This window comes from Methylobacterium sp. E-012, assembly GCF_057836545.1.
In genome coordinates, this window is sequence record NZ_JBYQEY010000001.1 from 5575681 (window position 1) to 5593576 (window position 17896).

A 17896-nucleotide genomic window follows, 5' to 3' on the forward strand; every position below is an offset into this window, starting at 1 on the left:
CGATCCGCGATGACGGTCCTGGCCCTCGACTTCGAGACGGCCAACGAGCGGCGCGACAGCGCCTGCGCGGTGGGACTCGCCTGGATCGCCGACGGGCGCATCGTGCGGCGGGAGAGCCACCTGATCCGGCCGCCGGAGATGCGCTTCGCGCCGGGCAACATCCGGGTCCACGGGATCCTGCCGTCGAACGTCGTCGACGCGCCCGATTTCGCCGGCGCGATGGCGCCGTACCTGGACGACCTCGCGGGCGGGCTGATCCTGGCGCACAATGCCAGCTTCGACATCGGCGTCCTGCGCGCCGGCCTCGCCCGGGCCGGCCTGCCGGTTCCGGATCTCGCCTATCTGTGCACGGTGCAGGTCGCGCGCCGGGTGTTCCCGGCCCCGGAGGGCTGCGGCCTCGGCAAGGTCGCCCGGCGCCTCGGCATCCGCTTCGAGCATCACGATGCCGGGGAGGATGCCTATGCCTGCGCGGCGATCGCCCTGGCCGCCATGCGCGAGACCGAGACGGCGGACGTGCACCGCCTCGCAGCGGCGATCGGCGTGCCCATCGCCCGGATCGCCGGCGGACCGCCCCACCCCCGTCGGATACCGGGCGCGATCAGCGGCCGGGCCCTCGCCGCCTTTTCGGCCGCCCCCGCGGCCCTGAGCTTCGCCATGCGCGGATCGACCGGCAACCGGTACGACGTCGTTCTGGAGGAGCGGGCGGGCGGTCCGCAACTGCGCTGCACCTGCAGAGCCGGCCGCTTCGGGATGCGCTGCCGCCACGTGAAGGCGCTGGAGATCGGGGACATCTCCGACCTCCTGTCCGACAACGCCACCGATGTGGCGCTGCTCGCCCGCATGCTCGGGGCGCGGGCGCGGGTGGCGTAGCGCGGCGACAACGCCGGCACGCGGGACCCGGCGACAGTCACGCCGCGTCGAGACAGGCTCCGAACGCCGCGATCGCGCGGTCCACGTCGCCGGCACCGATATGCCGGTGCGTGACCAGCCGCAGGCGCCGCTGCCCCAAGGGGCGCGTCAGGATCCCGGCGCCTTCGAGATCGGCGATCCAGCGGGCGCTGTCGCGCCCGGTCCCGGTTAGATCGACCTGGACGATGTTGGTCTGCGGGATGCTCGCGACGATGCGGGGCCCGAGCGTGTTCAGCCCCGCGCTGAGCCGGCGCGCCGTCGCATGGTCCTCTGCGAGCCGGGCTCCCATCACCGTCACCGCCTCCAAGCCGGCCGCCGCGACGATCCCGATCTGGCGCTGGGTGCCGCCGAGCATTTTCCGCAGGCGCCGCGCCTCCGCGATCACCGGGGCGGGGCCAGCCAGAACCGCCCCCGCCGGCGCGCTGAGGCCCTTGGAGAGGCAGAGGGAGACCGTGTCGACCGACGCGGCGACCTCCGCCGGGGTCACGTCGAGCGACGCCGCAGCGTTGAACAGGCGCGCCCCATCGAGATGCACCGGGATGGCGCGGGCCCCCGCGAGGGCGGACACCGCCGCCATATGCTGCAGCGGCAGCACGGCCCCGCCGGCCGCGTTGTGGGACGTTTCCAGGGCGATCATGCCGGTCCGGAGCGGGCTGGCGCCGGGACCGAGGGCGTCTTCCAGCCGGTCGAGGTCCATGGCCCCGTCGATCCCCGGCAGGCCGAGCAGGAACGTGCCCGTGAAGGTCGCCGCACCCCGCTCGGTGTTGACCATGTGGGCCTGCGCCTCGAGCAGGATCTGCTCGCTGCGCCGGACCTGCGCCAGGATCGCGAGCAGATTGGCCATGGTGCAGCTCGGCACGAACAGGCCCGCCTCCTTGCCGAGGATCGCGGCGGCGGTCTCTTCGAGGTCCCGCGCGGTGGGGTCGCCTTCGAGCCCGTCGTCCCCCAGCGGCGCTGTGCGCATTCGGGCGTACATCGCCTCGGTGGGTCGGGTGACCGTGTCGCTACGCAGGTCGACGGCGGCCGCCGCTGCGGCCTCGCGGGTCAGATCGTGTGACATCTCGAACTCGCCGGCCCTATCGATACACGCTCTCGTCGCCGGAATCTGTCGGGCTGGCCAGGGCGCGCCGCAGCACGTCGCTCATCGGCAGTTCGAGGTTGATGCCCCGCGGCGGGATCGGGCGCTCGAAGTACCGGGTGTAGAGCCGCGCCACGGTGCCGTCCTGGATCAGTTCGACCACCGCCTTGTCGACGGCCGCCTTGAAGGCCGGGTCGTCCTTCGGCTCCAGAATGCCGTAGGGCGCGAATTCGAAGCCCTTGGTGCCGATCTTGTAGTCACCCGGCCGCTTGGCGCCCGCGACCGTGGCGTGCGCGAGGGCATCGTCGTTGATCGCGCCGGCGACCCGGCCGGTCTCCACGAGCAGGAACACCTCCGCGGTGTCCTTGGCCGGCATCACCTGGATTTGGAGCTTGTCCTGGACGTTGAGCCGAGTCGCGACGCGCTGGGTCTCGCCGCCGGCCTGCGCCGAGATGGCCTTGCCGCGGAACGAGGCGATGTCGTTCACGTCGACCGGCGCGTCCTTCTTGGCGACCAGCACCACCTGCGCCACGAAGGTCGTCGGCGCGAACGAGACCAGCTTGTGCCGCTCCGGCAGGTTGCTGGCGGTGCCGCATTCGAGGTCGATCGTGCCGTTGTTGATCAGCGGGATCCGGGTCGCCGACATCACCGGCACGTGGCGGATGTCGATCTTCGGGAGGCCCAGGACCAACTTGAGCTTCTCCGCGACGTGCTCGCATATCTCGAGCGAATAGCCGACCGGCTTGGCATCCTGGTCGAGGAAGCCGAAGGGCGGCGACGCGTCGGGGAAGCCGAGGCTGATCTGGCCGGTGGCGCGGATCTTGTCGAGGCGCCCCTCGGCGGCGGCGGGGGCGGCGAGCCCGGCCCAGCACAGCGAAGCCACCAGAAGCGAAAGCGCCCTCGACACGATCCGAACCCCCTCGTTTTCCCGGAACCGTCAATGCTCCGGACCCGCGCGACATCGGGCTGTCGCGCCGAATCTTTGCCGACTGATCGTAGGAGCGGCGGCGGGACCGCGTCCAATGCCGATTCACCCGCCCAGCATACGGATCCAATATGGCCGAGCGGCGCATGACCTTCCGGCACATCGAGGCTTTCCGGGCGGTGGTGGCCACAGGCTCCATGACCGAGGCGAGCCGGCACCTCCACACTTCGCAACCGCAGGTGAGCCGGCTGATCGCCCAGCTCGAGACGATCACCGGCCTTCCGCTCTTCGACCGCAGCGGCAGCCGGGTGGTCCCCTCCCTCGACGGCACCCGCTTCCACGCCGAGGTCGAGCGGGCCTTCGTGGGTCTCACCAGCCTGGAGGCGGCGGCTGCACGCATCCGCGCCTTCGGCGCCGAGCGGCTGCGGGTCGCGGCGATGCCCCGGCTGGCGGGGGGCCTCCTCGCCCGAGCGGTCGTGCGCTTCCGCGCCGCGCACCCGGACGTGGTCGTGGCGATCCATTCCGGGGACGACGACACGGTGAACAACTGGGTTGCCACCGGCTTCTGCGACGCCGCGCTGACGATGCTCTACGGCGAAGCCCGGGACGCCCGGCTCGATCATGTCGAGACGCGCGCCTGCGTCGCGGTCCTGCCGGAGGACCACCCGCTGACGGCGCGCGCCGTGCTGGGACCTGCGGATTTTCGCGGCGTGCCCTTCGTCGCCTCCTCCCTCGGAAGCGCCCTGCGCGAACGGACCGAGGCTGTGTTCGATGCGGCCGGGATCGCGCTGACGATTACCGCCGAGGCGGGGCTCGGCGCGTCGATCTGCACCCTGGTCTCGGCCGGGCTCGGCGTCAGTGTGATGAACCCACTCGCCGCGCACGAGGAGGCGAAGGTCTCGCCGATCGCGATTCGGCCCTTCGCACCGGCCCTGCCCGTCCGATTCGCGCTGCTGTTCCCGCCCGACCGGGCGCGGGGGCGCCTGATGCGGGCCTTCGGTGCCTGCGCACGCGCCGTCCTTCTGGAGGAACTGTCACGCTTGCCGGACGCCGCCCACGGGCGTCCGGCCGGCTGATCTCAGGCGGCGCGCTTCTCGGCCTCCGCGTAGAAGGTGCCGCCGCGCTGAGCCATGGCGGCGAGGTTGTCGGGCACCCGGAACCGCGGGCCGTGCTTGGCTTCGAGGCCGCGCGCCAGATCGACGAAGGCCGCCGCGCCCATGAAGTCGATGTAGGACAGGGCCCCCCCGGTGAACGGCGCGAAGCCGAATCCGAGGATCGAGCCGACATCGGCCTCGCGCGGGTCGGTGATCACGCCCTCCCCCACCGTGCGGGCGGCCTCCAGAGCCTGCACCACCAGCAGCCGCTGCTTCAGCTCGTTGAAGTCCACCGCATCGGGGTCGAGGCGGCTCGGCTGCAGGTCCTTCAGGCCGGGCCAGAGGCGCTTCGGCGCGCCCTCGGGATAGTCGTAGAAGCCCTTGCGGTTCTTCCGGCCGAGGCGGCCCTGGGTCTCGACCATCGCGGACAGGATCGCCTTCTGCGCCGGGTCGACGGCCCCCGCTCCGACCTGGGCCTCCGTCGCCTTGGCGATCTTGAGCACGAGGTCGAGGGCGACCTCGTCGTTGAGCGAGAGCGGCCCGACCGGCATGCCCGCCTGGCGGCCGGCACTCTCGATCATCGCCGGCGGCACGCCCTCGGCGAGCATCTTGTGCCCTTCGAGGATGTAGGCGCCGACGCAGCGGTTGGCGAAGAAGCCGCGGGCGTCATTCACCACGATCGGGGTCTTCTTGATCAGGCGCACGTAGTCGAGGGCCGTGGCCAGCGCGGCGTCCCCGGTGGCCTCGCCCTTGATGATCTCGACCAGCATCATCTTCTCCACCGGGGAGAAGAAGTGGATGCCGACGAACTGAGCCGGCCGCTGCGCGCCCATGGCGAGGCCGGTGATCGGCAGGGTCGAGGTGTTGGACGCGAAGATCGCGTCGGGACGGATCACGGCCTCGACCTTCCGGATCACCTCGGCCTTCACCTTCGGATCCTCGAAGACGGCCTCGATGACGAGGTCGCATGCGGCGAGCGCCCCGTAATCCGAGGTGGCCTGGATCCGGCCGAGGAGCGCGTCCCGGTCGGCGGTCTTGGCGCGGCCCTTGTTGATCTGGCCGGTGATCAGCGTGTGGGCGTAGGCCTTGCCCTTCTCGGCGGCTTCGACCGACTGGTCGACCAGCACCACCTCGATGCCCGCCTGGGCGGTCACATAGGCGACGCCTGCACCCATGAACCCGGCGCCGATCACGCCGACCCGGTTCAGACGGGTGGCCGGCACGTCCTTCGGCCGGCGGGCGCCCTTGTTCAGCTCGCCCATCGAGATGAACAGCGTGCGGATCATCGCCGCCGCCTCGGTCGAGCGCAGGATATGGGCGAAGTAACGGCTCTCCACCCGCAGGGCGAGGTCCATCGGCAGCTGCAGCCCCTCGTACACGGAGGCCAGGATCGCCTTGGCGGCCGGGTAATTGTCGTGCGTCTCGCGCCGGTAGATGGCGTTGGCCGGCGGCCAGATCATCATGCCGGCCGGCGAGTAGACCTTTCCGGAGGGCGCCTTGAACTTCGGCACGTCCCACGGCGCCACCGCGGAGCCGCCCTCGCGGATCCAAGCCTTGGCGCGCTCGACGATCTCGCCCTGGGGCGCCACCGCGTGGATCAGTCCCATGCCCTTGGCCATGGGCGCGCGGATCTGCTCGCCCTTGAACAGCATCTGCAACGCGTCGCCGGTCTGCATCAGCCGGGTGACCCGCTGCGTGCCGCCGCCGCCCGGGAACAGGCCGACCTTGATCTCCGGCAGGCCGACCCGGGTCTTCCCGTCATCCGAGGCGACCCGGTAATGGCAGGCGAGTGCCAGCTCGAAGGCGCCGCCCAGGCACAGGCCCTGGATCGCCGCCGCGAAGGGTTTGCCGCAGGTCTCCAGCCGCCGGAACAGCAGCGACAGGCGCCGGGACGCCTCGAAGAAGTGGCGCATCGCTACTTCCTCGCCCTGCTCGGCCTTGAGCTGCTCGTAGGCCCGGCCGAGGCCCTGGAGCATGGTGAGATCCGCGCCGCCGGAGAAATTGTCCTTGCCGGTGGCGATCACGCAGCCCTTGATGGCCGGATCGGAGGCGACCTGCGCGATGATCCGCTCCAGCTGGTCCATCACGCCTTCGGTGATCACGTTCATCGAACGGCCAGGCATATCCCAGGTCGCCAGAGCGATACCGTCGGGATCAGTCTCGAAGCGGAAATCGGTCAGCGTCACGGTGCCGTCCTCCCAGGATGGCGTCGGCATGAAACCGACGCGCCCACGTTAAGGTTGTGTAGAGCGCCATCGTCCAAGGTCTTCCGGTCGGGGGGAACCGACGGAAGCCGGACATGATGAAGGATATCGGCTGCCGCGCCTGCCGCGCCGGCACCAAGCTCGACTTCGAGTTCACGATGGCGTTCCAGCCAATCCTCGACCTCACGGACCGATCCGTCTGGGCCTATGAGGCGCTGGTGCGCGGCCCGAACGGCGAGCCGGCCGGGACGATCCTCGATCGCGTCACCGAGGAGACGCGCTACCAGTTCGATCAGGCCGCCCGCGTCAAGGCGATCGAACTCGCCGGGCGCCTCTTCGCCCGCGACAGCGGCACGCGGCTGTCGATCAACTTCATGCCGAATGCCGTCTACGAGCCGAATGCCTGTATCCGCGCGTCCCTGGAGGCGGCGCGACGCGTCGATTTCGCCCATCGGCGGATCATGTTCGAGTTCACCGAGCAAGAGCGGTTCCACGATACCGCGCACGTCAAGCGTATCGTGGCGGCCTACCGGAAGCAGGGCTTCCTCACCGCGCTGGACGATTTCGGCGCCGGCTTCGCGGGCCTGAGCCTGCTGGCGAATTTCCGCCCCGACCTGATCAAGATCGACATGGACCTGCTGCGCGGCCTCGATACCGATGCCGGCCGCCACGCCATCGTCTCGGGGGTGGTCGCCATCGCCCGGGCGCTCGACGTGACGGTCCTCGCTGAGGGCGTCGAGACCGCGGGTGAACTCGACGCCCTTCGCGATCTCGGGATCACGCTCGTGCAGGGCTACCACTTCGCCAAGCCGCTCCTGGAGGCGCTGCCGCCCGTGGCGGGATTCGCCCCCATGGCGGCCGCGCGCGCGGCCTGAGGCCAGCCGGTCGCGCGCGGCGCCCATCGCCTACTTCTGCGCCGGGGCGGGCGCCGCAGCGGGCGGCAGCGGGGGCGCACCGGGCTTCGGCGTGTTGTCGGTCGCCGAGGCAACCGCCAGCATGTTGAGCAGCTTCGTCACCGAGTTCTGGGAAATCGCCGTCGCCGCGGAATTGGGATCGGCGTTCATGGTCTGGAACTTGAGGTAGGTCGGGTCGGCATAGATCTCGTCGAGGTGCTTCAGCTCGGCCAGCGTGAACTTCTGCGCGTATTCCTTCGACAGCCCCTCGACCATGATGCCGCGCTGCTTGTCGAACTCGTCGGTGAGTTCCTTGCGCACGGACTCGGCGCGCGCCTCCGGCATCGGCGCCACGGTCTTCTCCAGGGCGACGTTGAAGCCGGTCTGGAGGTTCTTGATCAGGGTCTTGTTCACGAGGGCGGTCGCCGCGGCGACACGGTCGGCGGTCTCGTCGGCGCGGGCGGCGAGCGGCAGGCTCAGGGTGGCGCCCAGGCAGAGCGTCGCAATCAGGCGGTTCAAGGGCTTGTCTCCCATCGATTTATCGTCCGGCCCGGGGCCGGGCCGATCGTCGCCCGCGCCTCTATCAGCGTTCCTGGTCTTTGGGGAGCGGCGCCACGCCGCTCCCGTGCCGGGGTGCCGTCAGACCCGCTCGATGATCGTGGCGGTGCCCATGCCGGCGCCGATGCACAGCGTCACCAGGGCGCGCTCCTTGCCGGTCCGCTCCAGCTCGTCGAGGGCGGTGCCCAGGATCATCGCCCCCGTCGCCCCGAGGGGGTGGCCCAGGGCGATGGCGCCGCCGTTGACGTTGACCGCCTCCGGGTCGAGGTCGAAAGCCTGGCAGAAGCGCAGCACCACCGCCGCGAAGGCCTCGTTGACCTCGAACAGGTCGATATCGGACAGGTTCATCCCGGTCCGCGCCAGGACCTTGCGGGTCACGTCCACCGGCCCGGTGAGCATGAGGGCCGGATCGGAGCCGATATTGGCGAAGGCCCGGATCCGGCCGCGCGGGCGCAGGCCGGCCGCCTCGCCGGCCGCCCGCGAGCCGATCAGAACGGCGGCCGCGCCGTCGACGATGCCGGAGGAGTTGCCGGCGTGGTGGACGTGATCCACCGCCTCCACGTCGGGATGTGCGTCGATGGCCACGGCATCGAATCCGCCCATCTGGCCCATCTGGACGAAGGACGCCTTCAGTGCGGCCAGCGACTGCATGTCGGTGCCGGGCCGCATGTGCTCGTCGCGGTCGAGCAGCGTGATGCCGTTCACGTCGCGGACCGGGACCACGGACCGGTCGAACAGCCCCTCGGCCCAGGATCGCGCCGCGCGCGCCTGCGAGCGGACCGCGTAGGCGTCGCAATCGTCCCGGGTGAAGCCGTACTTGGTGGCGATAAGATCGGCCGAGATGCCCTGCGGCATGAAGTAGGACTTGATGGCGATCGCCGGGTCGACCGGCCAGGCGCCGCCCGAGGCTCCGATGCCGATGCGGCTCATCGCTTCGACGCCGCCACCCACCGCCATCGCGTGCTGGCCGCTCATGACCTGCGCGGCGGCGAAGTTCACCGCGTCGAGGCCGGAGGCGCAGAACCGGTTGATCTGCACGCCGGGGACATGGGCGCCGTAATCGGCCACCAGGGCCGCGGCCCGGGCGATGTCGCCGCCCGCCTCGCCCACGGGGTCGACGCAGCCCAGGATCACGTCGTCGACGAGGTGGGTGTCGAGCGCGTTGCGGTCCTTGAGGGCGCGCAAGGCCGTCTCGGCGAGGCGGAGCGCCGTCACCTCGTGGAGGGAGCCGTCCGCCTTGCCGCGCCCGCGCGGCGTGCGAACGTGGTCGTAGATGAAGGCGTCCGTCATCAGCACTCCCCCGGGGTCCCCGTTCTCGCCTCGCGGCGACGCGGCCTTACAGGGCCGTCTCGGCTCACGCCAGTCTGCCACGGCGCACGCGCCCTCGGCCAGCCCCGAATGCACGGAGACGGCGGAGAGCGCGTGACAGCGCAGGTGTTCTGAGACGTTTGTCTGCGGCGGACCCGGATCAGGACGGCGCCGCACACGGATCAGTTCCCCGCCGGAGCCGACCCGCGCAGTCATGCGCAGGTCGGCTCCGGATCAGGGGCGAGCCTTCAACTAGTCCTGGAGCATCCGCTTCAGCAGCTCGACTTCGTCGCCGAGCACCGAATCTTCGCCGATCTGCTTCTCGATCTTGCGCACCGCGTGGAGGACCGTGGTGTGATCGCGCCCGCCGAATCGGCGGCCGATCTCCGGGAGCGAGCGCAGGGTCAGCACCTTCGAGAGGTACATGGCGATCTGGCGCGGCTTGACCACGGCGGCGGTGCGCCGTTCCGACAGGATGTCCGAGCGGGAGACGTTGTAGCGCGAGGCGACCAGTTTCTGGATGTCCTCGATCTTGATGCGCTTCGGCTCGCGGTTCTTCACGAGGTCGCGGATCGCGCTCTCGGCGGTTTCCATCGTCACGGCGGTGCCGGTGAGGGTCGCATGCGCGAGCAGGCGGTTCACGGCGCCTTCGAGGTCGCGGCCGTTGGCGGTGATCGCCCGGGCCACGTAGGTCGCCACCTGCGGCGAGACGTCGAAGCCCGGATGCGAAGCCCGCACCGCGGCGAGGCGCGCCGACAGGATCGAGACGCGCAGCGCCTCGTCCAGGGCGGTGATCTCGACCACGAGGCCGCCGCCCAGGCGCGAGCGGACTCGCTCGTCGAGGGCCTCGAGCTCGGTCGGGGGGCGGTCCGAGGCGACCACCACCTGCCGGCCGGCATCGATCAGCGCGTTGATCGTGTGGCCGAACTCGGCCTGGATCGACTTGCCCTGGATGAACTGCACGTCGTCGAGGATCAGGAGATCGATCCCGCGCAGGCGCTCCTTGTAGGCCAGCGCCGACTGCGTCTTCAGGGCGTTGACGAAGCCGTACATGAACCGGTCGGCGGTCAGGTAGATGACCCGGCGCCCAGCCTCGCGGGCGGCGTGGCCGATGCCGTGCAGGAGATGGGTCTTGCCCAGGCCCACGCCGGCATGGAGGTAGAGCGGGTTGTAGAGCGCGCCCTCCCCCTGGTGGGCGGCGACCCGCTCGGCGGCGGCGTGCGCCAGGGCGTTGGAGCGGCCGATCACGAAGCTCGCGAAGGTCAGCCGCGCATCCAGGGGCGTGCCGCTGAGATCGCCGCTCTCCGCGGGGCGCGGCTCCGGGGCGATCGCGGGCACCGAGACGGGCGTACCGGCCGCGTGCAGACGGGCGAGCGGCCCGCTGGCCGGATTTGCCTTCGGCGCCCCCGTGGCGACGGTGCGGACCGGCGCGCCGGTGCCGCGCACGCCGACCTCGATCCGAGCGATCTCCTCGACCTCGGCCTTGAAGGTATTGAGCACGCGGTCGAGGTAGTGCGACTCGATCCAGCTCTTGAGGAAGCGGGTCGGCACCGTCAGACGCGCCGTGCCGCCGGCGACCGCCTCCAGCTCAAGACGGGCGAACCAGCTCGCGAACACATCCTCGCCGAGCTCTGCGCGCAGGCGGCGCTTCACGCGCGCCCAGGCGGATCCGTAATCCATGGTGCCGCCGCCGTTGCGGCCGCCTTCGTCGTCGCTCGCCACAGTTCCGTCGACACGCATCATTGGCTCTCCCAACGCTGCCCCCGGAGTCCCGCAGGCGGCGCGTACGCACGAATTACGCCCTCAGAGTCCCGCACGAACGGGCGGGACAGGGTCCCCCGAACGGAGTCAAGCCCATAACGAGGAACTTTTGCCGATTGGGAGAGCCTATCAACAATTACCTACGGTTCCTTTAACAGTGGGACTTGCGGGGACGGCGCGGATTCCCATCCGGAAGTGTTTCGGCGGCCGCTGACCCGCCGCGCTAGAGTCTTGGCGAATCGGATTGATTCGCCTGAGTCCCGAAATCGCGCTGTTTTGCTTGAACGGTGTCAGTTTTTGTTAAACTACACGCCGTGCATTGACTCTGCAATGTCGCCGATTCTTGGATAGGGTTAACGCTTCCGGCCGTCTCGAGCCCCCCGGGCGTCCGGTCGACGGGGATCCGGGCAAGAAAAAAGCCCGGCTCAGGGAGCCGGGCTTCAGGACGTCTCGATTTTAGGGGTGGTTTAGGCGGCGAGCGCCTTCACCCGGGCGGCCAGCCGCGAAACCTTCCGCGACACGTTGTTCTTGTGAACGATGCCGTGCTGCGCAGCGCGCATCATCTCCGGCTCGGCGGCGCGCAGGGCGGTGAGCGCGTCCTGCTGGTTGCCGGAGGCGATCGCCTCCTCGACCTTGCGGACGAAGGTGCGCATGCGCGAGCGACGCGAGCGGTTGATCGCCGTGCGCTTGGCGATCTTGCGGGTCATTTTCTTGGCCGAAGCGGTGTTGGCCATGGAATCCTCGTTCTCTTCGTCGGGCGATGCCGACGGGCCGGCTCTGCCGGAAATCGGTCGTCGCGTCAGGTTGTCTGGCGATGGCCGCGACGCAGCGCGCGCGAAGGCGCGGCCTCTCGGCGAAGCGCGCTCTATAGACACGGTGCGGTGTCGCGTCAACGCACCTCCCGCGGCAGAGCAGCCGGGTCGCCGGTCACCCACCGGGTGATGCGGCACGGCGCAGGGATTCGAGCGGGCGGCGCCCCGTCCGTCGTCGGGCCGAGCCCGCGGCGCCGCGCGGCGGCGCTCACGCTCCCGCGACACGCTTGAACGGCCCGACCGGCCGCCGCAATCGTCGCGGCGCTGCCGCGCAGAACTTGCCCCGCGGTGCAACCGTCCAGGCGGCATCGACCGAAACACCACACGGCGCGACCGAACACGCAGGCTGATCCGCCGACTCGGCTGACGGCATCCCGGTTTCCCGGGAACGCCCGGCAGCGAATCGGATCCGCGAACCATTCGCGCCCCCGAACGACGCAATCCAGCCGGACACGGCCCGGCCGGCCGCTGCGACAGTCGCTGACGGCTCGGGTTTGGAGACGACCTGCGCCGACAGAGCGATGCGCGCGATCACCCATGAGGTCCAGCGATCGGAAGCAGCAAGGTCACGGTGGTTCCGCGCTCCGGCTCCGATTGAAGCTGCAGGTCGCCCGACCAGCCGAGCGCGATACTCCTGACGATCGCGAGCCCGAGGCCGGTGCCCTGACCGCTCGCCTTCGTGGTGAAGTACGGGTCGAGGGCGTGCGCCGCGACAGCGGCCGACATCCCGTGGCCGTCGTCGGCCACTTGGAGCCGCATCGACGGCCGTGATCCGCCGCGGCCGCCCGCCCAGCCGCCGCCGATCCGGTCGACCTCGACCCGCATGCGCGTCGCCCCGGCCTGCACGGCGTTCTGGAGCAGGTTCAGCAGGATCTGGGTCAACTCGCCCTGAAGGGCCAGGACCTCGCTGTCCCGGTCGTGGATCAGGACCTCGAACGGCTGGCGCAGCACCGGCCGGATGAAGGTGCAGGCGGTCGCCACCGCGGCGCCGAAGGCGAGGCGCTGGGGCGCGATCGCCTCGCGCCGGACATAGCCGAGGATGCCCTGGATGACGCCGACCGCCTGGATCGCGCAGGCCTCCACCACTTCGAGGTCGGCGCGTTCCGGGGGCTTCCCGGGCAGATCGGCCAGCATAATCTCGGTCATCCCGCGCACGGGCTGGAGCAGGTTGTTGAGTTCGTGCGCCACCGAGCCCACGAACTGGCCGAGGGTCTCCAGGCGCTGCCGGTCCCGCTCGGTCCGGTCGCGCTCCTGCTGCCGATGCCGCTCGAGCAGGTCGATCTTGGTCTGGTAGGCCACCGCCGCCGAGACCATCAGGGCGCTCAGGCAGGCCGACATGCGCCGGATGACCTCCGGCCGGTTGATCGGGACGCCTCGGTCGGTCAGCGCCAGCGCGGCGCCCTCATGCAGGCCGGCGATCTCGTCCAGGGAGATGTCGTCGGTGATCGCCAGGCGGCCGAGTTCCTCAATGTCGAGGAGCGGGGCCTCGTCCGCCGTGGCGACGTAGCGGGCCATGCCGTCGGTGTAGCGCTGCAGGAGCATGTCCATGCGGCGTCACGCGCGGAAGGCGACGCAGAGGACGCCGCAATCGTCGCTCTGGCGGCCATGGCTGGCCATCAGGTCCGCAGCGAGGCGCTCGGGATCGCCGCGCGCCGCGTGCGGATCGGCCATCAGGTCCACCGGCCGAAGACCGTCGGTCCACAGGACCAGGATGTCGGCGCAGGCGAACGGAAGGATGAGGGGCTTGAGCGGGCGCAGGCCCCCGCCGACGATGCCCGGCATGCCGTCGAAGCGCAACGTGCGGGCGGAGAACAGGGCGCCCTGGATATTGCCGACCGCTGCCGCCGTGATGGTGTTCGCGGCCGGCTCGATCCGCACCAGCGCCGCCGCGGCACCGCGGGTGCGGCGCATGGCCCGGTCGGCGACGGCGAGCCGCTGCGTCGGCTCGATCCCCGCCTGCCCCTCGACCAAGGCCAGCAAGCTCCGGGCGGCATGGTGGGCGTCCGGCCCATGCCCGAGCCCGTCGACGATGCAGGCCAGCGTGGCGTCCCCCTCCCGCCACCAGGCGACCATGTCGCCGCACGCGGTCTCGCCCGGATAGGTCCGGGTCGCCGCAGCGATCCGGGGGCTCGGGATCTGCGGGCCCGCGCTCATGGCCGCCGCACCAGGCAGACGATGCGCGTCCCCTCCCCCACGTTTGAGGTGATGGCGAAGGCATCGACCAGGCGGCGTGTCCCCGGGAGGCCGCAGCCCAGGCCGCCGCGGGTGGAGAAGCCGTCCTCCATGGCCAGCGCGAGATCGGGGATCCCCGGGCCGTCATCCTCGGCGACGAGCTCGATCACGGCCGCACCGGTCGATGCCCGCGCGGTCAGGCGGATCAGGCCGCCGCGGGCGCTGTGGAGGACGAGGTTCATGGCGAGTTCGGAGACCGCGGTCGCCAGGCCGTGCGCCCGCACGGTGCCGAAGCCGTGGCGCAGGGCGAGCCGGCGGGCTTCCTGCCGGGCCTCGGCGGCATCGATCTCGGTCGTCACCGCCACGGTGACCACGTCGGGCTGCACGACATCCGGTTGCGGATTCATCGGCGCCTCGTCATGGCTGCCCGCACCAGCGTGCGGCCCGGACGGGTCTCGATGGTCATGTCGTCCATCAGTTTGTGCACGGCGGCAAGGCCGAGGCCGAGGCCGCCCCCGGTCGAGTATCCGCGGGTCAGCGCGCCGGCGACGTCGGCGATCCCGGGGCCCTGATCCTCGACCTCGATCACGATGCTCCGCTCCTGCGCCGTCAGCCGCGTGAGCACGCGGCACGCGCCGCCGCCCGCATAGGTCAGGGTGTTGCGGGCGAGTTCGGAGACGACCGTGGCCAGGCGGGTCTGATCGACGGTGCCGAACCCGATCGCCGCGGCGGCCGCGCGGCTCGCCTGGCGGGCCCGCAGGATGTCGTCCTGGATCCGGATGTCGACGCTCGCGTGCGTCGCGGTGCCGGGTGTCCCCGGTTCCGGTCCGGGTCGATCAGGCGGTCGGGACTGTGTCATGGCGACCTCCACGGGACGCCACCAGCCGAGCGACCTTGGCCACGCCGCCCTCGAGATCGAAGGCAGTCTCCATGTCGATCATGGCCGGGCCCATCTCGACGAGCGTCAGGGCCACGGCGGGCTGCATGCCGGCCAGGACCGCGACCCCACCCATGATCCGCACCATCTTGGCCGTCTCCGAGAGGATCCGGGCCATGTAGGAATCCACGACATCGGCCGCCGTGATGTCGATCACGAGGCCGTCGGCCTTTCCGGCCTGGATCAGCGCGAGGGCGTCGATCTGGAGGTCCATCACCTGCTGATCCGTCAGGTCGGCCGGCAGGGAGGTGAGGAGAACGCGGCCGAGCCGCAGGATGGGGACGCGCATCAGAGCATCGTCTCGGTCGCGCCCTTGGCATACTGGCGGAGGAGCCGGAAGGCCTCGGCCAGGCCGGCCCGCAGGCTCCCCCGGGTGATCATGCTCGACAGGTCCACGTCGAGCTTCACCAGGGTCTGGGCCGCATCGGGGCTGATGCCGGTGACGATCACCCGGGAGCCGAGCAGGCGCGCGGCCTCCACGGTCTTGGTCAGGTGCAGGGCGACGCGGCTGTCGATCAGCGGCACGCCGGTCACGTCGAGGATCGCGATATGCGCTTCCTCGCGGGCGAGCGCCTCCAGCAGCCACTCCATCACCTGCCGCGCCCGCTGGGTGTCGATGATCCCGACGAGCGGCATCAGGATGATGTGACGCCAGATCGGCAGCGCCGGGGTCGCCAGGTCGAGGAGCGCCCGGCCCTGGCGCTTGATGATCTCCTCGCGCGTCTCGACGAAGGCCGCGAAGGTGACCAGCGCCAGCCTGTCCACCACCGCGTCGAGGGCGGTGCGCATCGTGTAGAGTTCGGTCACCTTGGCGCTGGTGGCGCGGTCGAGCAGCTCGCCCGCGATCGTCTTCAGCGACAGGATCAGCGTGGCGGTCTCCATCGGCGTCAGGCCGTCGCGGGCGCAGGCGGCACTGATTGTGGCGGCCTGTTCCTCGACGGCTCTGAAGGCGGGTCCCTCGCCCGTGCCCGTGCCTGCGTCCGCGAGGAAATAGGCCGTCAGCCTCTCGATCAGCGTCCCGAGCTCCAGCTTGAGCAGCTGCATTGAGGCGGGCTGCGCCTTCGGCGCGATGTCGCGCAGCCGTGCGAGCCAGGCGTCGAGCACACCCGCCCGGTTGCGGAGAAGGATTTGTCCGAGGCCGTGCATCAGTTCGGTCACTCCTTGGCGGCCGCTGGGGCCAGGGCGGAGACGGCGGCCAGGAGTTCCTGCATGCCGACCGGCTTCATGAGCACGCGGTCGGCCCCGACGCGGGCGGCCTCCTCCATCGAGAAGACCTGCGGCGCCCGCGGGGCCCCCCCGGTGATCGCGATGATCGGCAGGCCGGGCCTGTGTGCCTTCACCCAGCCGATCAGCGTCAGGCCGTCCCGTCCGGGCATCCACAGGTCGGTGACCAGGATATCGAACGGCCGGCCGCTCAGCAGCGCCTCCGCCTCGGCGGCGGAGCCGCATTCCTGGACCGTGTGCTGACCCCGTTCGAGAAACCGCCGGACCGTCATTCGCACGACCGGCACGTCATCCGTCAGGAGAACCGATGCCATGGATCAATCCTCCTGTCGCACGCACAGGAATGGTTCGTGCGAAGCACAAATTTCGAACCAAACGCGCAAGTTAAATTGAAAAATATTGGCAATATCTAGAACAATTCTATATCTTTATTATGATTCATTACGCTTCTTGGAGGAGACGGTCCTTCCGCGAGCGCGATCTCAGCAAACGACTTAGGGTCAGGCCAAGATTTCGTCAAGGAACTTGATAAGTCCAGCGCATGCAGATGCGTGCGGGCCGCAGCAAAAATACCCTCGAGATGCTGAAGACGCTGGCGCGTGACATCCTGGAACTGAATCGATCCGATCAGCCGGACGATCGGCTGCGCGATCCGGGCGCTCTCCTCTTGGACCTTCACCAGCGTGTCCCGCTGATGGGAGACGAGGCGCTCCATGTTCTCGGTCAGGCTGGCGATCGCCGCGGCGATCTTCATGAGTTCGCCGCGCTCGCTCTCGACCCGGTCGGTCACCAGCGTGGAGAAATTCTCCCGGATGGATTCGCGCAGGCTGGCTAGATCCTGAGCGATCCGGGTCGCGGTGCCGGCGGAGGTGCCCGAGAGTTCCTTGACCTCCTTGGCCACCACGGCGAATCCCGCGCCGGCCTTCTCGGCCCGGGCCGCCTCGATGGTGGCATTGAGGGCGAGCAGGTTGGTCTGGCGGGCGATGGTCTGCACGCCGTCGGTCGCCAGGGTCAGTTGCGCGGTCGCGACGTCGAGCTCGTCGAGGCGCTGCCGGCAGGCCACCACGTCCTGGTCGCGGCGGACCAGGAAGTCGCCGATCAACTGACGATTCTCGGCGAGCTGCTGGTCGGTCTGGTCGACGATCTCGATCACCCGCGCGTTGGAGCCGGACAGGTCGAGGAAGGCCAGGAGTTCGGTCATGGCGGCATCGACCTCCCGGAGGCTGGTCATGATGTCGTAGGCGGCGGCCTCGGTCTCGGACGTCACCGAGGCCGTGTCGGTGGCGGCGCGCTCGAACAGGCGGTCATAGACCGCGAAGTGATCGGCGAGGGCGGCGTGGAACGCCGCGCCTCCGGCTGCGGCCGACGCCCCGGCCGCGTCCGGCCGATCCGCCGCGGACACCTCCGCCGGCACCGTCTCCGGGCGCGGCGCCGCCTCCGGCTCCATCGAACGGCGGGTCGCCGCTGCTGCGGCCCGGCTCGCCCCCCAGCTCGCCGCGAAGCCGGCCGCCGCGATGGCGGCGACGCCCGGCGCGGGGCCGAACGCGACCGCACCGATGGCGGCGAGCGCCACGGCGGTGAAGACAGCGCAGAGCGGACCCACCCATCGGATCACGCGCGGCGGAGGCACCCAGGGCACGATCAGGCTCCGGGGACGAGCTGGCGGATCACCTTGAGCAGCGCTTCGGGATCCACCGGCTTGACGATCCAGCCCGTGGCACCGGCCGACTTCGCCTCGTTGCGCTTGTCCTGCTGGGACTCGGTGGTCAGCATCAGGATCGGAATGAATTGCAGGCCCGGGAGCTTGCGCACCCGGCGGATCAGCTCGATCCCGTTCATCGCGCCCATGTTGAGGTCGGTGATCAGCAGGTTGGGCTTGGTCCCCGCCTGCAGCGTCGCCACCGCCTCCTCGCCGCTCACCGCCTTGACGACGCCGAGGCCGGCCTTGGTCAGGATGCCCTCGATGCTCATCAACATCGTCGGGGAATCGTCGACAATCATGATCGTCGTGGCCAACGCGC

19 protein-coding genes are annotated in these 17896 nt (G+C 70.3%); 3 read left to right on the forward strand and 16 right to left on the reverse strand.

Going from position 1 to position 17896, the window contains the following annotated elements:
- Positions 1–9 precede the first annotated feature (9 nt).
- A complete protein-coding gene (locus AC3IF1_RS26755; RefSeq protein WP_489220047.1) occupies positions 10–870 on the forward strand; it encodes a 3'-5' exonuclease in 861 nt (286 codons plus the stop codon).
- Between the two features lie 37 nt (positions 871–907).
- On the opposite strand, the gene AC3IF1_RS26760 is transcribed toward AC3IF1_RS26755, so the two are convergent.
- Together AC3IF1_RS26760 and AC3IF1_RS26765 are read right to left on the reverse strand one after the other, a co-directional pair.
- Positions 908–1969: a threonine aldolase family protein gene (locus AC3IF1_RS26760; protein ID WP_489220048.1), complete on the reverse strand. Its 1062-nt coding sequence runs from the start codon at positions 1967–1969 to the stop codon at positions 908–910.
- A 16-nt stretch (positions 1970–1985) separates the two neighbouring features.
- Positions 1986–2894 carry an amino acid ABC transporter substrate-binding protein gene (locus AC3IF1_RS26765; protein WP_489220049.1) on the reverse strand — a complete coding sequence of 303 codons (909 nt, stop codon included), beginning with the start codon at positions 2892–2894 and terminating at the stop codon, positions 1986–1988.
- A 149-nt stretch (positions 2895–3043) separates the two neighbouring features.
- Between AC3IF1_RS26765 and AC3IF1_RS26770 the strand changes: the two genes are divergently transcribed.
- Positions 3044–3988: a LysR substrate-binding domain-containing protein gene (locus tag AC3IF1_RS26770; RefSeq protein WP_489220050.1), complete on the forward strand. Its 945-nt coding sequence runs from the start codon at positions 3044–3046 to the stop codon at positions 3986–3988.
- 2 nt (positions 3989–3990) lie between these two features.
- Here the strand turns inward: AC3IF1_RS26770 and AC3IF1_RS26775 are convergent, their stop codons facing one another.
- Entirely contained in the window at positions 3991–6192 is a 2202-nt protein-coding gene (locus AC3IF1_RS26775) for a 3-hydroxyacyl-CoA dehydrogenase NAD-binding domain-containing protein (RefSeq protein WP_489220482.1), read from the reverse strand.
- Positions 6193–6305: 113 nt separating this feature from the next.
- On the opposite strand from AC3IF1_RS26775, the gene AC3IF1_RS26780 reads away from it, so the two are divergent.
- Positions 6306–7085 carry an EAL domain-containing protein gene (locus tag AC3IF1_RS26780; protein WP_489220051.1) on the forward strand — a complete coding sequence of 260 codons (780 nt, stop codon included), beginning with the start codon at positions 6306–6308 and terminating at the stop codon, positions 7083–7085.
- Positions 7086–7115: 30 nt separating this feature from the next.
- Here the strand turns inward: AC3IF1_RS26780 and AC3IF1_RS26785 are convergent, their stop codons facing one another.
- From AC3IF1_RS26785 to AC3IF1_RS26845, 13 genes are all read right to left on the reverse strand, one after another.
- Complete coding sequence (locus AC3IF1_RS26785) at positions 7116–7622, reverse strand: DUF2059 domain-containing protein (protein WP_243964966.1); 507 nt, start codon at positions 7620–7622, stop codon at positions 7116–7118.
- A 120-nt stretch (positions 7623–7742) separates the two neighbouring features.
- Positions 7743–8951, reverse strand: a complete 1209-nt coding sequence (locus AC3IF1_RS26790; protein WP_489220052.1) for an acetyl-CoA C-acetyltransferase — start codon at positions 8949–8951, stop codon at positions 7743–7745.
- A 270-nt stretch (positions 8952–9221) separates the two neighbouring features.
- Positions 9222–10709, reverse strand: coding sequence for a chromosomal replication initiator protein DnaA (gene dnaA, locus AC3IF1_RS26795; RefSeq protein WP_489220483.1), 1488 nt, complete (start codon positions 10707–10709; stop codon positions 9222–9224).
- Between the two features lie 488 nt (positions 10710–11197).
- On the reverse strand, positions 11198–11464 hold the full coding sequence (gene rpsT / locus AC3IF1_RS26800; protein WP_243964963.1) for a 30S ribosomal protein S20: 267 nt from the start codon (positions 11462–11464) through the stop codon (positions 11198–11200).
- Between the two features lie 609 nt (positions 11465–12073).
- Positions 12074–13090 (reverse strand): sensor histidine kinase, encoded by a 1017-nt coding sequence (locus tag AC3IF1_RS26805; protein ID WP_489220053.1) that lies wholly within the window; start codon positions 13088–13090, stop codon positions 12074–12076.
- 6 nt (positions 13091–13096) lie between these two features.
- A complete protein-coding gene (locus AC3IF1_RS26810) occupies positions 13097–13696 on the reverse strand; it encodes a SpoIIE family protein phosphatase (RefSeq protein WP_489220054.1) in 600 nt (199 codons plus the stop codon).
- On the reverse strand, positions 13693–14121 hold the full coding sequence (locus AC3IF1_RS26815; protein ID WP_489220055.1) for an anti-sigma regulatory factor: 429 nt from the start codon (positions 14119–14121) through the stop codon (positions 13693–13695). Before AC3IF1_RS26815 ends, AC3IF1_RS26810 begins: the two co-directional genes overlap by 4 nt.
- Positions 14118–14573 (reverse strand): ATP-binding protein, encoded by a 456-nt coding sequence (locus AC3IF1_RS26820; RefSeq protein ID WP_489220056.1) that lies wholly within the window; start codon positions 14571–14573, stop codon positions 14118–14120. Before AC3IF1_RS26820 ends, AC3IF1_RS26815 begins: the two co-directional genes overlap by 4 nt.
- Positions 14551–14940 (reverse strand): STAS domain-containing protein, encoded by a 390-nt coding sequence (locus AC3IF1_RS26825; RefSeq protein ID WP_489220057.1) that lies wholly within the window; start codon positions 14938–14940, stop codon positions 14551–14553. Before AC3IF1_RS26825 ends, AC3IF1_RS26820 begins: the two co-directional genes overlap by 23 nt.
- Positions 14940–15797 carry an STAS domain-containing protein gene (locus tag AC3IF1_RS26830; protein WP_489220058.1) on the reverse strand — a complete coding sequence of 286 codons (858 nt, stop codon included), beginning with the start codon at positions 15795–15797 and terminating at the stop codon, positions 14940–14942. Before AC3IF1_RS26830 ends, AC3IF1_RS26825 begins: the two co-directional genes overlap by 1 nt.
- 8 nt (positions 15798–15805) lie before the next feature.
- Positions 15806–16189 carry a response regulator gene (locus tag AC3IF1_RS26835; protein WP_489220059.1) on the reverse strand — a complete coding sequence of 128 codons (384 nt, stop codon included), beginning with the start codon at positions 16187–16189 and terminating at the stop codon, positions 15806–15808.
- Positions 16190–16284: 95 nt separating this feature from the next.
- Positions 16285–17478: a methyl-accepting chemotaxis protein gene (locus tag AC3IF1_RS26840; protein WP_489220060.1), complete on the reverse strand. Its 1194-nt coding sequence runs from the start codon at positions 17476–17478 to the stop codon at positions 16285–16287.
- A 38-nt stretch (positions 17479–17516) separates the two neighbouring features.
- Positions 17517–17891 carry a response regulator gene (locus tag AC3IF1_RS26845; protein WP_489220061.1) on the reverse strand — a complete coding sequence of 125 codons (375 nt, stop codon included), beginning with the start codon at positions 17889–17891 and terminating at the stop codon, positions 17517–17519.
- Between the last annotated feature and the right edge of the window lie 5 nt (positions 17892–17896).

Bases quoted from the DNA above. Each gene is read 5' to 3' on its own strand.
- AC3IF1_RS26825 (WP_489220057.1), bottom strand. From the start codon at position 14,940: ATGCGCGTCCCCATCCTGCGGCTCGGCCGCGTTCTCCTCACCTCCCTG.
- AC3IF1_RS26835 (WP_489220059.1), bottom strand. From the start codon at position 16,189: ATGGCATCGGTTCTCCTGACGGATGACGTGCCGGTCGTGCGAATGACG.
- AC3IF1_RS26790 (WP_489220052.1), bottom strand. From the start codon at position 8,951: ATGACGGACGCCTTCATCTACGACCACGTTCGCACGCCGCGCGGGCGC.
- AC3IF1_RS26805 (WP_489220053.1), bottom strand. From the start codon at position 13,090: ATGGACATGCTCCTGCAGCGCTACACCGACGGCATGGCCCGCTACGTC.
- AC3IF1_RS26810 (WP_489220054.1), bottom strand. From the start codon at position 13,696: ATGAGCGCGGGCCCGCAGATCCCGAGCCCCCGGATCGCTGCGGCGACC.
- AC3IF1_RS26760 (WP_489220048.1), bottom strand. From the start codon at position 1,969: ATGTCACACGATCTGACCCGCGAGGCCGCAGCGGCGGCCGCCGTCGAC.
- rpsT (WP_243964963.1), bottom strand. From the start codon at position 11,464: ATGGCCAACACCGCTTCGGCCAAGAAAATGACCCGCAAGATCGCCAAG.
- AC3IF1_RS26830 (WP_489220058.1), bottom strand. From the start codon at position 15,797: ATGCACGGCCTCGGACAAATCCTTCTCCGCAACCGGGCGGGTGTGCTC.
- AC3IF1_RS26820 (WP_489220056.1), bottom strand. From the start codon at position 14,573: ATGACACAGTCCCGACCGCCTGATCGACCCGGACCGGAACCGGGGACA.
- AC3IF1_RS26780 (WP_489220051.1), top strand. From the start codon at position 6,306: ATGATGAAGGATATCGGCTGCCGCGCCTGCCGCGCCGGCACCAAGCTC.
- dnaA (WP_489220483.1), bottom strand. From the start codon at position 10,709: ATGCGTGTCGACGGAACTGTGGCGAGCGACGACGAAGGCGGCCGCAAC.
- AC3IF1_RS26770 (WP_489220050.1), top strand. From the start codon at position 3,044: ATGGCCGAGCGGCGCATGACCTTCCGGCACATCGAGGCTTTCCGGGCG.
- AC3IF1_RS26755 (WP_489220047.1), top strand. From the start codon at position 10: ATGACGGTCCTGGCCCTCGACTTCGAGACGGCCAACGAGCGGCGCGAC.
- AC3IF1_RS26815 (WP_489220055.1), bottom strand. From the start codon at position 14,121: ATGAATCCGCAACCGGATGTCGTGCAGCCCGACGTGGTCACCGTGGCG.